At 70.2% G+C, this 12398-nt stretch carries 11 protein-coding genes; 9 read left to right on the top strand and 2 right to left on the bottom strand.

From position 1 onward, the window contains the following. Window positions 1-111: 111 nt before the first annotated feature. The 6 genes from ABT254_RS01675 (at window position 112) to ABT254_RS01650 (ending at window position 7040) form a co-directional block, all read left to right on the top strand. On the top strand, window positions 112-1170 hold the full coding sequence (locus ABT254_RS01675; protein ID WP_351462449.1) for a LacI family DNA-binding transcriptional regulator: 1059 nt from the start codon (window positions 112-114) through the stop codon (window positions 1168-1170). A gap of 111 nt (window positions 1171-1281) precedes the next feature. Continuing rightward, window positions 1282-2631 carry an endo-1,4-beta-xylanase gene (locus ABT254_RS01670; protein ID WP_351462448.1) on the top strand — a complete coding sequence of 450 codons (1350 nt, stop codon included), beginning with the start codon at window positions 1282-1284 and terminating at the stop codon, window positions 2629-2631. A 131-nt stretch (window positions 2632-2762) separates the two neighbouring features. Continuing rightward, window positions 2763-3749 (top strand): LCP family protein, encoded by a 987-nt coding sequence (locus tag ABT254_RS01665; RefSeq protein ID WP_351462848.1) that lies wholly within the window; start codon window positions 2763-2765, stop codon window positions 3747-3749. 83 nt (window positions 3750-3832) lie between these two features. Then, a complete protein-coding gene (locus ABT254_RS01660) occupies window positions 3833-5227 on the top strand; it encodes an FG-GAP-like repeat-containing protein (protein ID WP_351462447.1) in 1395 nt (464 codons plus the stop codon). Between the two features lie 134 nt (window positions 5228-5361). Next, window positions 5362-5718 carry a YciI family protein gene (locus ABT254_RS01655; protein ID WP_351462446.1) on the top strand — a complete coding sequence of 119 codons (357 nt, stop codon included), beginning with the start codon at window positions 5362-5364 and terminating at the stop codon, window positions 5716-5718. 44 nt (window positions 5719-5762) lie between these two features. Then, a complete protein-coding gene (locus ABT254_RS01650; protein ID WP_351462445.1) occupies window positions 5763-7040 on the top strand; it encodes an RNA polymerase sigma factor in 1278 nt (425 codons plus the stop codon). Here ABT254_RS01650 and ABT254_RS01645 read toward each other — a convergent pair whose 3' ends face one another. Beyond that, window positions 7041-8201, bottom strand: a complete 1161-nt coding sequence (locus ABT254_RS01645) for a THUMP-like domain-containing protein (protein ID WP_351462444.1) — start codon at window positions 8199-8201, stop codon at window positions 7041-7043. It abuts the gene before it with no gap. An 89-nt stretch (window positions 8202-8290) separates the two neighbouring features. On the opposite strand from ABT254_RS01645, the gene ABT254_RS01640 reads away from it, so the two are divergent. The 3 genes from ABT254_RS01640 to groL all read left to right on the top strand — a co-directional run bounded on the left by ABT254_RS01640 (window position 8291) and on the right by groL (window position 11610). After that, the gene (locus ABT254_RS01640; protein WP_351462443.1) at window positions 8291-9223 is read left to right on the top strand and encodes a polysaccharide deacetylase family protein; all 933 of its coding nucleotides are present in this window, start codon (window positions 8291-8293) and stop codon (window positions 9221-9223) included. 336 nt (window positions 9224-9559) lie between these two features. Continuing rightward, complete coding sequence (gene groES, locus ABT254_RS01635) at window positions 9560-9868, top strand: co-chaperone GroES (protein ID WP_055493212.1); 309 nt, start codon at window positions 9560-9562, stop codon at window positions 9866-9868. A gap of 116 nt (window positions 9869-9984) precedes the next feature. After that, entirely contained in the window at window positions 9985-11610 is a 1626-nt protein-coding gene (groL, locus tag ABT254_RS01630; protein ID WP_351462442.1) for a chaperonin GroEL, read from the top strand. Between the two features lie 63 nt (window positions 11611-11673). Here groL and ABT254_RS01625 read toward each other — a convergent pair whose 3' ends face one another. Then, window positions 11674-12381, bottom strand: a complete 708-nt coding sequence (locus tag ABT254_RS01625; RefSeq protein ID WP_351462441.1) for an ester cyclase — start codon at window positions 12379-12381, stop codon at window positions 11674-11676. Window positions 12382-12398 lie beyond the last annotated feature (17 nt).

The following is a 12398-nucleotide window of genomic DNA, read 5'->3' as shown; positions in this document are numbered from 1 at the left end:
ACGTTGGCACAGTCTGGCGACGAATGTTTCGTTATGTATATCGAATGTTCCGGGAACCTAGGCCGGTCCGGAGGCTTCGTCAAGAGGTCGTGCAGGGATACGATCGCCGCCATGACACCCCCGGAGCCCGTTGAAACACGGACGACAACCCCGACGGCGGGCCGGTCCGCACAGACCGCGACGCTCGCCGAGATCGCCCGCGAGGCCGGCGTGTCCGCGCCGACTGTTTCGAAGGTCCTCAACGGCCGCGCGGATGTGGCCCCGGCCACCCGCAGCCGCGTCGAGGAACTGCTGCGCGCCCACGGTTACCGGCGCAGGCGTGCCGAAGCGAGCCGCTCGCCCCTGATCGACCTGGTCTTCCACGAGCTGGAGAGCGCCTGGGCGATGGAGGTCATCCGGGGCGTGGAGAACGTGGCCCGGGACGCGGGGCTCAGCGTGGTGCTGAGCGAGAGCGCCGGGCGGCTGACACCCGGGCGGACCTGGGCGGACCAGGTCGCCGCCCGCCGCCCGCACGGGGTGGTCCTCGTGCTGTCCGGGCTCGACGAGTCCCAGCGGGCGCTGCTGACCAGCCGCTCCATCCCGTTCGTGGTGATGGACCCGGCCGGTGATCCCGGCGTCGACGTCCCCTCGATCGGCGCGACCAACTGGCAGGGCGGTCTCGCCGCCACCCGGCACCTGATCGAACTCGGCCACACCCGCATCGGCGCCATCACGGGGCCGTCCCGCATGATGTGCAGCCGCGCCCGCGTCGACGGCTACCGGGCCGCGCTGGAGACCGCGGGCCTCCCGGTCGACCCGGCGCTGATCGCGACCGGCGACTTCCACCACGAGGCCGGCTACCGGCAGGGCCTTCAGCTGCTGCGCCGCCCGGACCGGCCCACGGGGGTCTTCGCCCTCAACGACCTCCAGGCGCTCGGCCTGTACGAGGCCGCGCGCGAACTGGGCCTGCGCATCCCCGAGGACCTGAGCGTGGTCGGCTTCGACGACCTGCCGGTCGCGCGCTGGGTGGGGCCGCCGCTGACCTCCGTACGGCAGCCGCTGACGGAGATGGCGGAGGCGGCGGCCAGGCTCGTCCTCGACCTGGGGCGGGAGGACCAGGCGGTGGCGACCCGGGTGGAACTGGCGACCAGCCTGGTGGTCCGCAGCAGCACGGCGCCGCCACCGGCGTGACGTACGTGCCGTGGGTGGCCGGAAGTTGACGTATTGACGGGTGGTACGGGCGCCACGACACTCCTCCGAAGTCAATCGGTTGCACGGCCGAAACTTTCGGAGGCACCCGCGATGAGATCTCTGAGAACTGGCTCAACCCTGGCGGCACTCGTCACCGGCGCCGCGCTGCTGTTCACGGCGCCCGCGGCGCACGCCGCCGACACCCCGCTGCGCGACCTCGCCGCCGCCAAGGGCAAGGTCATCGGCACGGCGGTGACGGGCTCCAAGCTCAGCGGGACCTACGGCGACCTCGCCGGGGCGCAGTTCAACTCGCTGACCCCCGGAAACGCCATGAAGTGGGGCTCGGTCGAGCCGACCCGGGGCAGTTTCGACTGGACGGAGGCCGACCGGATCGTCGCCTTCGCGCAGGCCCACAACCAGCAGGTGCGCGGCCACACCCTGGTCTGGCACAACCAGAACCCCAACTGGCTGACCAACGGCAACTGGACGGCGGCCCAGCTCGGCAGCCTCCTCCAGAACCACATCACCACCGAGGTCGGCCGCTACAAGGGAAAGATCACCGCCTGGGACGTGGTCAACGAAGCCTTCAACGAGGACGGCACCTACCGCTCTGACCTCTGGTACGACAAACTCGGCGCCGACTACATCGCCAACGCCCTGACCTGGGCGCACGCCGCCGACCCGGCCGCCAAGCTGTACATCAACGACTACAACGTCGAGGGTGTCAACGCGAAGTCGACCGCCCTGTACAACCTGGTGAAGGACCTCAAGAGCCGTGGCGTCCCGATCGACGGCGTCGGCCTGCAGGCGCATCTGATCCTCGGTCAGGTGCCCTCGTCGTTGCAGCAGAACATCCAGCGCTTCGCCGACCTCGGCGTCGACGTGTCGATCACCGAGCTGGACGTGCGCATGGCGCTCCCGGCGGACAGCGCGAAGCTCGCCCAGCAGGCCGCCGACTACAAGTCGGTGCTGAGCGCCTGCGTGGCCGTCACCCGGTGCGCGGGCGTCACCGTCTGGGGCTTCACCGACTCCGACTCCTGGGTGCCGAGCACCTTCCCCGGCTACGGGGCGGCGACGCCGTACGACGAGAACTACGCGCCGAAACCGGCGTACCGCGCGATCGCGGAGGCGCTCGGCGGTACGACGACCCCGCCGCCGACCGGTGCCTGTACGGCGACGTACAGCGTGAGCAGCCAGTGGAACACCGGGTTCACGGGCCAGGTGACGATCGCCTGCTCCGGAGCCTCCCTGTCGTCCTGGAAGGCGAACTGGACGTTCGGCGCGGGTCAGCGGGTCACCCAGGCCTGGAACGCGACCTGTAGTCAGTCCGGTACGGCGGTCACGTGCACGAACGCCTCCTACAACGGCGCGGTCCCGGACGGCGGTTCGGTGAGCTTCGGGTTCAACGGGTCCTGGAGCGGCAGCAATCCGGTGGCGGCGGTGACGCTGGACGGAGCGTGAGAATTTCCGAAGAAAACCGTTTCACGCCGTCGTCACTAACAATCCCCTAATAATTCGGACTTACGTTCCTGTCCGTGACGGGACTCGATGACAGTGGAGACGCGGGCAGACCCAGGGGCCGGCGGTCGAAGATACTGAAGATCGCCGGCCTCACCATGGCGGGCCTGGTGGTGCTGGGCTCGGGTGCGGCCGGCTGGGCGTACTGGCATCTCGACCACAACATCAAGAGCGTCGACATCAACCAGGCGCTCGGCGACGACCGTCCGGCGAAGGCGATGATCACGCCCTCTCCGTCCGCCTCCCCGCTGCCCACCGGCTCCCTGAACATCCTGGTGCTGGGCTCGGACTCGCGCAGCGGCAAGGAGAACAAGGCGCTCGGCGGGGGCAACAGCTCCGGCGCCCGCTCCGACACGGCGATGGTCGTGCACATCGACGCGGGCCGGAGGAAGGCCACCGTCGTCAGCATCCCGCGCGACACGCTCGTCACGCGTCCGTCCTGCCCGCTGAAGTCCGGCGGGTCGACGGCGGTTGCGTACCACGCGATGTTCAACAGCGCCTATTCGGTGGGCGGTGCGGTGTGCGCCGTGAAGACGGTCGAGTCGATCACGAACGTCCGCATGGACCACTACATCGAGATCGACTTCTCCGGCTTCGCGAAGCTGGTGAACGCGCTCGGCGGCGTCACCGTGACCACCGACCAGGACATCGACGACGACGACAGCCACCTCCACCTGAAGGCGGGCACCCACACCCTGAACGGCAAGCAGGCCCTAGCCCTCGCCCGCACCCGGCACGGCATAGGCGACGGCAGCGACCTCGGCCGGATAGGCCTCCAGCAGAAGCTGGTGAAGGCGCTGCTGGAACAGATCTCCGCGACGAACCTGTTCACCGACCCCGCCAAGCTGTACACGGTGGCCGAGGCGGTGACCAGCAGCCTGACCACCGACACCGGCCTGGACTCGCTGAGCGAACTGGTCGGCCTCGGCGAGAGTCTGAAGGGCCTGTCCGCGGACCGGGTGAAGACGGTGATGATGCCGGTGGTGACCGCGCCCTCGGACCCCAACCGAGTGGTGGCGAAGGAACCGGCGGCGAGCAGGCTGTGGGAATCCCTGCGCTGAGAGTGAAGCCGGGGACTACAACCATCGGACGTCCCGGGGGGTCTCCCGCGGTGACCGCACTGCCGTCACCAGGGGGATTCCAGATGTCCATCTCGCGTTCGTACAAAGCCACTTGGGCCGTGCCGGTGATCGCCGGTGTGCTGGCGCTCGGCGGTGTCCCCGCGCTGGCGGGCAGTGCCGCGGCCGCCGCCCCGAGGACCGTCCGGGACGACTTCAACGGCGACGGCTACAAGGACCTCGCCATCGGCGCCCCGGGCGCCACGGTCGGCGGCCAGAAGGGGGCGGGCGAGGTCGTCGTCATGTACGGCGGGCCGCACGGCCTGACCAAGGACCGGCGCACGGTCGTCAGCCGTGCCACCAGCGGCATTCCGGGCAGCCCCCAGGCGGGCGACAGCTTCGGCATCCAGCTGTCCAAGGGCGATCTCGACGGCGACGGGCGCACCGACCTGATCGTCGGGGAGGCCTCCTCGGTACGGGACGCGGTCGTCGTCTGGGGCGGCCAGAGAGGTCTGTCCGGCGGGGTGTCCGTGCCCGCCGCGGTCACCCAGGCCGGCGACTTCGACGGTGACGGCAAGCAGGACCTCGCCCTGTTCCGCGGGGGCCGCTCCGGGCACGACGACCCCGAGGGCACCACGGCCACCGTCTGGACCGGCCCGCTCTCCCGCACCGGCAAGCCGGCCGCCACCAGGGCCTTCGGCGCGACCGACCTCCAGTACGACGACGTCCTGGACGCCGCCGCCGGCGACGTCAACGGCGACGGACGCGACGACCTCGCGCTGACCGACTACATCGGCGAGGGCGCCTCCACCTCCCGCTTCTACCTGGCCAACGCCTCCGGAGACACCTTCACCTCCGCCCAGGCCCCCGAGGGCGACGGCGGGGTGGCCTTCGGCGACATCAACCACGACGGCTACGGCGACATCGTCCGGGGCGCCGAGAACTACAACACGGTCACCGTGGCCCTCGGCTCGGCCTCCGGTCTCAAGCCGCGGTCCACCTGGAAGACGTACAGCCAGAACACCGAGGGCGTCCCCGGCGGCAAGGAGACCGTGGACGAGTTCGGCGCCGCGGTGGCGGTCGGCGACGTCAACGGCGACGGCTACGACGACGTGGCCGTGGGCGCGCCCGGCGAGGAACTCGGCTACGACGACGGGGCCGGCATGGTCGACGTCCTGTACGGCAGCCGGAGCGGTCTGACCGGCAAGGGCGCCCAGGGCTTCACCCAGAACACCAAGGGCGTCCCCGGAGCCGTCGAGACGAGCGACAGCTTCGGCGGCGCGGTCAGTCTGATCGACATCAACGGCAACGGCTACGCGGACCTCGCGGCGGCGGCGCCCCACGAGAACGCCGGCGACGGCGCGGTCTGGTCCCTGCGGGGGCGTCCCACGGGCATCGTGACCGACGCGGCGTTCACCTTCGGCGGGCGGACGGTCGGGGCGCCGTACACGAAGGCGGCGTTCGGCTGGGAGCTGTCCTAGCGGATCCTGGCAGGTCAGCGCGCCGGGAAAAAACTCCGAAGAAATCCGCGGAGCCTGTCGATTCCGGCCTCTCCCGATCGACGCACCGGTGAGAGGCCGGGAAGGACCGGCCCCGTCGCGACCGAGGAGTCACCATGCCGCGTTACCTGTCACTCGTGAAGATCGACGAGAAGTCCGCGCCCGCGGAGGGCCCCAGCCCCGAGCTGATGCAGCGCATGGGCGAGCTGATCGAGGAGATCACCAAGGCCGGGGTCATGCTCGACACGGCCGGGCTGACCCCCTCCGCACAGGGCACCCGCGTGCACTGGGAGGGCGGGCAGATCTCCGTGACCGACGGCCCCTTCACCGAGTCCAAGGAGGTCGTCGGCGGCTACGCGATCATGCAGTGCAAGGACAAGGCCGAGGCACTGGAGTGGACCAAGCGGTTCCTGAAGGTGCACGAGGAGCACTGGACGGTGACCTGCGAGGTGCGGGAGATCGCCGAAGGCTGATCATTCCTTGGCCCGAGGCCGCCGGGGGTGTTGCATGGTGGGCTGTGGAACCACAGCCCACCGCCCCGCAGGCCACCGCCGCCGACCCCCGCCACGCGATCGAGACCGTCTTCCGTCTCGAATCCCCGCGCATCATCGCCGCCGTCGCCCGCCTGGTCCGCGACGTCGGCATCGCCGAGGAACTCGCCCAGGACGCCCTGGTGGCCGCCCTGGAACAGTGGCCGCGCGACGGCGTGCCCGACAACCCGGGCGCCTGGCTCATGGCCACCGCCCGCCGCCGCGCCGTGGACCTGATCCGGCGCCGGGAGAACTACGCCCGCAAACTGCGGGAGATCGGCCGCACCCTCGAAACCACCGCCCCGCCCGAGGAGCCCGCCGACCCCGCCGACATCGACGACGACCTGCTCCGCCTGGTCTTCACCGCCTGCCACCCGGTCCTGTCCGCCGAGGCCCGCATCGCCCTCACCCTCCGCCTCCTCGGCGGCCTGACGACGGCCGAGATCGCCCGCGCGTTCCTCACCCCGGAGCCCACGGTCGCCCAGCGCATCGTCCGCGCCAAGAAGACCCTCGCCACCCGGAACATCGCCTTCGAGGTGCCCTACGGCCCCGAACGCGAGGCCCGGCTCGGCTCCGTCCTGGACGTCATCTACCTGATCTTCAACGAGGGTTACGCCGCCACGGCCGGCGACGACTGGCTGCGCCCCGCCCTCTGCGAGGACGCGCTGCGCCTGGCCCGTGTGCTGTCCGGGCTGATGCCCAAGGAGCCGGAGGTGCACGCCCTGACCTCCCTCCTGGAGTTCCAGGCCTCCCGCGCGGCCGCCCGTACCGGCCCGGACGGCGAACCCGTCCTCCTCAAGGACCAGAACCGCCGCCGCTGGAACCGCATGCTCATCGCCCGCGGCATCACGGCCCTCCACCGCGCCGACGCCACCGCCACGGGCGCCCCCGGCCCGTACGCCCTCCAGGCCGCCATCGCCGCCTGCCACGCGCACGCGTACACCTACGAGGAGACCGACTGGCCGAGCATCGCGACGCTGTACGGCCTGCTCGCCGCCCGTGCGCCCTCCCCGGTCGTCGAGCTCAACCGCGCGGTCGCCGTGTCGATGGCGGAGGGACCGGCGCAGGGGCTGGCGATCGTCGACGCGCTCGCCGCCGAACCCGCCCTGCGCGACTACCACCTGCTGCCCAGCGTCCGAGGCGACCTGCTGGCACGGCTCGGGCGCACCGACGAGGCGCGCGAGGAGTTCGAACGGGCGGCGGGACTGGCACGCAACGAACGGGAGCGGGAGCTGCTGCTGCGCCGTGCGGCCGATCCGTCCTGATCAGGCGGGGTGCCCGAGGAGCATGGTCGGCGCTCCCGCCACCCGGGTCAGGAACACGGTGGCCGAGCCCGGCCCCTGCGGTTTCACCTTCCTGCGCAGCTCCTCCGGCTCGACGGCCGACCCCCGCTTCTTCACGGTCAGCGTCCCGACCCCACGCTCCCGCAGCAGCGCCTTCAACTTCTTCACGTTGAAGGGGAGTTGATCGGTGATCTCGTACGCGGTGGCATACGGCGTCGGCCGCAACTCGTCGGCGGTGATGTACGCGATGGTCGCGTCGACCAGCCCGCCGTCCAGCTGCTCGGCCACCTCGGCGACCAGATGGGCGCGGATGACGGCGCCGTCGGGCTCGTACAAGTACCGCCCGACGGGCCGGACTTGGGGGTCAGGCAGGCCCTTCCCGAGCAGCGTGCGCGGTCCCGGCAGCAGTGTCGCCCGGACCGCCCCCGGGTCCGTCCCGAACCACAGCACGGCCTCCTTCACATCCCCGCCGTCCGAGATCCACTCGGCCTCGGCCTCGGAGGGGATCGCTTCGTGAGGGATGCCCGGCGCGATCTTCAGCGCGGCCCTGGGAGCCTTGCGGGCCGCGTCCACGGCCCAGGACAGGGGAGGGGAGTAGGACTCCGGGTCGAAGATGCGGCCGCGCCCACCCCGCCGGGCCGGGTCGACGAACACGGCGTCGTAACCGGACGTCTCCACCTCCGTGACGTCCGCCTCCCGCACCTCGATCAGCCCGGCGAGCCCGAGCGCCTCGGCGTTCGCGCGCGCCACGGCCGCCGTCGCCGGATCCCGGTCCACGGCCAGCACCCGGATGCCGGCCCGGGCCAGCGCGATGGCATCGCCGCCGATCCCGCAGCACAGGTCGGCGAGCGAGGTGACGCCCAGCGCCTTCAGCCGCTCGGCCCGGTAGGTGGCGACGCTCGCCCGCGTCGACTGCTCCACCCCGTTCGGCGTGAAGAACATCCGCTCCGCGTCCTCGGCGCCGAACTTGGCCGCCGCCCGCTGCCGCAGCCGCGCCTGCCCGAGCGCCGCCGACACCAGCTCGGCGGGGTGGTCGCGGCGCAGCCGGGTGGCGACGGCGAGTTCGTCGGCCGGGGCCGTGCCGCGCACCTCGTCGAGGAGGGCGCGGCCTTCGGGGGTGAGCAGGTCGGCGAGGTCGTTCACCGGCCCATTGTGGGCCAGTCGGTGGACGGTGCGCCTCCGGCCGCGTGGCGGGCCGGGATCCGGGTGGTGGCCTGCCATGATCCGGCACCATGCGAGCAGTAGTACAAAACGATAAAAATCGCGCTTACGGAGTGACATGGGTCCGCGGTGGAATCGCCGTGCTCGCCGTCGCGGCCATCGCCTCGGGCTGTGCCCAGTTCGGCGGCCCGCCGGTACGCCCGGCCCCCGGCCAGGAGCCGCCCCTGCACGCGCCCCCGGCCCGCGCCCTCGACTCCTACGCCACGAAGCTGCGCTCCGCGTACATCGCCCGAGCCGCCGCGGCGCGCCACTGGGACCTGGCGAGGGTCCCGCTGACGGCTCCGGCACCGCCCGTGAAGAAGCCGAAGATCAGGGCGCGCAAGGGCTTCGAGGTGGACGACCAGGAGGAACTGAACCTCCCGCCCGTCTTCACGACGGTCCCCACCAAGCAGAAGGTCGTCTTCCTGACCATCGACGACGGCGCCGAGAAGGACCCGGCGTTCCTGCGGATGATGAGCGACCTGAAGATCCCGTACACCGCCTTCCTCAGCAACTTCCTGATCAAGGACGACTACGCCTACTTCCGCCGGATGCAGTCCGAGGGCGTGACCCTCAACAACCACACCCTCACCCACCCCTACCTCCCGGCGCTGTCCTACCGGGAGCAGAAGCACGAGATCTGCGGTATGCAGACGATCATGAGGAAGCAGTTCGGCAGGCGCCCGACCCTCTTCCGCCCGCCCTTCGGCAACTACAACCAGGACACCCTGATGGCCGCCAGGTCCTGTGGCATCAAGTACGCGCCCATCTGGGACGAGGAGGTCTTCGTCGACCACTGGGAGTACCGCGAGGACGACCGGGACCTGCACCCCGGCGACATCGTCCTCACCCACTTCCGCGGCCGTGACGAGTGGAACGGCACGATGGTCGACGACATGCGCCGCTTCCTGGACAGGGTCACGGCCGAGGGATACGCGGTGGCCCGCCTGGAGGACTACCTGTGAGCCCGAGGGCCGGAACACCCCGGCGGCGGGCACGGCATTTTCAGCCCGTCCGGCGTTTGAGGACGAGGCCGTTCAGGCCGGAGCGGGGGTCTGGGGGCGGCAGCCCCCGGGATGTGCGCCGAGGCCCGCGGTCAACCGAAAACCCCCCGACGCGCCGCCGGCATTGGCACTCCGCTTGACCGAGTGCTAATCGCGGTCATAGTCTCGGCTCTGGCACTCCCCACTGGAGAGTGCCAACTACGCGACGGGCAGGTCCGGCACCCGCGACGACGGATCCACCTGGTCGCCACCTCAGACAGTTAACCCCGTGAGATCTCCGAAGGGGGAGGTCGGATCGTGACGACCGCCAGCTCCAAGGTTGCCATCAAGCCGCTCGAGGACCGCATCGTGGTCCAGCCGCTGGACGCCGAGCAGACCACGGCCTCTGGCCTGGTCATCCCGGACACCGCCAAGGAGAAGCCCCAGGAGGGCGTCGTCCTGGCCGTGGGCCCGGGCCGCTTCGAGAACGGCGAGCGCCTGCCGCTCGACGTCAAGACCGGCGACATCGTGCTGTACAGCAAGTACGGCGGCACCGAGGTGAAGTACAACGGCGAGGAGTACCTCGTCCTCTCGGCCCGCGACGTGCTCGCGATCATCGAGAAGTAATTCACCGAAGCATTCTGCTTTGAGCTGCGCCCCTGGCCCCCGCGACCATTAATCAGCCGGGCGCCCGGGGCGCAGTGTCTTTTTGAACCCACAGATCCGAGAGGGCTCCCGCTGTCATGGCGAAGATCCTGAAGTTCGACGAGGACGCCCGTCGCGCCCTCGAGCGCGGCGTCAACAAGCTGGCCGACACGGTCAAGGTGACGATCGGCCCCAAGGGCCGCAACGTCGTCATCGACAAGAAGTTCGGCGCGCCCACCATCACCAACGACGGCGTCACCATCGCCCGCGAGGTCGAGGTCGAGGACCCGTACGAGAACCTCGGTGCCCAGCTGGTGAAGGAGGTGGCGACCAAGACCAACGACATCGCGGGTGACGGCACCACCACCGCCACCGTGCTCGCCCAGGCGCTGGTGCGCGAGGGCCTGAAGAACGTCGCCGCGGGTGCCTCCCCGGCGCTGCTGAAGAAGGGCATCGACGCGGCCGTGGCGGCCGTCTCCGAGGACCTCCTCGCCACCGCCCGCCCGATCGACGAGAAGTCCGACATCGCCGCCGTGGCCGCGCTCTCCGCGCAGGACCAGCAGGTCGGCGAGCTCATCGCCGAGGCGATGGACAAGGTCGGCAAGGACGGTGTCATCACCGTCGAGGAGTCCAACACCTTCGGTCTGGAGCTGGACTTCACCGAGGGCATGGCCTTCGACAAGGGCTACCTGTCGCCGTACTTCGTGACGGACCAGGAGCGCATGGAGGCCGTCCTGGAGGACCCCTACATCCTCATCAACCAGGGCAAGATCTCCTCCATCGCCGATCTGCTGCCGCTGCTGGAGAAGGTCATCCAGACCAACTCCTCCAAGCCGCTGCTGATCATCGCCGAGGACGTCGAGGGCGAGGCCCTGTCCACCCTGGTCGTCAACAAGATCCGCGGCACCTTCAACGCCGTCGCGGTGAAGGCCCCGGGCTTCGGTGACCGCCGCAAGGCGATGCTGCAGGACATGGCGATCCTGACCGGCGCCACCGTCATCTCCGAGGAGGTCGGCCTCAAGCTGGACCAGGTCGGCCTGGACGTGCTCGGCTCCGCCCGTCGCGTCACGGTCACCAAGGACGACACGACCCTCGTCGACGGCGCCGGCAACTCCGAGGACGTCGTCGGCCGCGTGGCCCAGATCAAGGCCGAGATCGAGAACACCGACTCCGACTGGGACCGCGAGAAGCTCCAGGAGCGCCTCGCGAAGCTGGCCGGCGGCGTGTGCGTGATCAAGGTCGGCGCCGCCACCGAGGTGGAGCTGAAGGAGAAGAAGCACCGTCTGGAGGACGCCATCTCCGCGACCCGCGCCGCGGTCGAGGAGGGCATCGTCTCCGGTGGTGGCTCCGCGCTGGTCCACGCCGCCAAGGTGCTCGAGGGCTCCCTCGGCAAGACCGGCGACGAGGCCACCGGTGTCGCCGTCGTCCGCCGCGCGGTCGTCGAGCCGCTGCGCTGGATCGCCGAGAACGCCGGCCTCGAGGGCTACGTCATCACCTCCAAGGTCGCCGAGCTCGAGAAGGGCCAGGGCTTCAACGCCGCCACCGGCGAGTACGGCGACCTGGTCAAGGCCGGCGTCATCGACCCGGTCAAGGTCACCCGCTCCGCCCTGGAGAACGCCGCCTCCATCGCCTCCCTCCTGCTGACGACCGAGACCCTGGTCGTCGAGAAGAAGGAAGAGGAAGAGCCGGCCGCCGCGGGCCACGGCCACGGCCACGCCCACTGACACCGCTCAGTAGACGGTACGAAGGCCCGGCACCCCTGGGGTGCCGGGCCTTTCGCCGTTCTGCTACTTCTCCAGCCCCTCCAGCGCGCCCAGTTGCGCCATCAGCCCCAGCCGGTCGTACTCCCACCAGCCCTCGACGATCTTCCCCTCCTCATTGCACCGGAAGATGGTCGTGCCCGTCATGACGACGTTCTTCCCGGTGGACGGGAGCCCCATGAACTCACCGGTCTGGGTGCCGCGCCAGGTCCACCGGGTGCTCACCCGGTCGCCCTGCGAGATCTGGTCCTCGATGTCGAAGGTGAAGTCGAACCCGCTGCGCCACATGCCGATCTCGCGCCGCATGGCGTCCATGCCCATGGTGTCCTGCTCGTTGGCGGGATCGTGGTCGTGGTAGTTCTCGGCGATGAGATCGTCGAGCGGCGGCAGCTCGCCCTTGGTGGCGATGGTCTCGAAGAACCGCCGCACGTTCGCCGCGTACAACTGCTCGTCCCGCACGACGTCCAGGTCGGTGAAGGTCGGCATCTCGTCGCAGAGAGCCACCATCTCGCGGAAGACCTTGTCGGTCTCGGGCAGGTTGGAGTTCCGCATCGCCTCCTCGTACGAGGGGAACTCGACGATCTCGATGAAGTGGGACGCGTCGGAGTGGTCCTTGCCGACCACCGCGTGCGTCGCCGTCCGCTTCCCCCTGGTCTGCTCGACCCAGGTGTCCATCAGTCGGTTGATGTCGTCGAACCGGCTGGTCTTGCAGTCGATGATCTGAACGAAGGTCATGGTCTTGCCTCCGGTCC

This window comes from Streptomyces sp. NPDC001137 (genome assembly GCF_040298885.1).
GTDB lineage: Bacteria > Actinomycetota > Actinomycetes > Streptomycetales > Streptomycetaceae > Streptomyces.
This window is presented reverse-complemented; position numbering and strand designations above follow the sequence as displayed.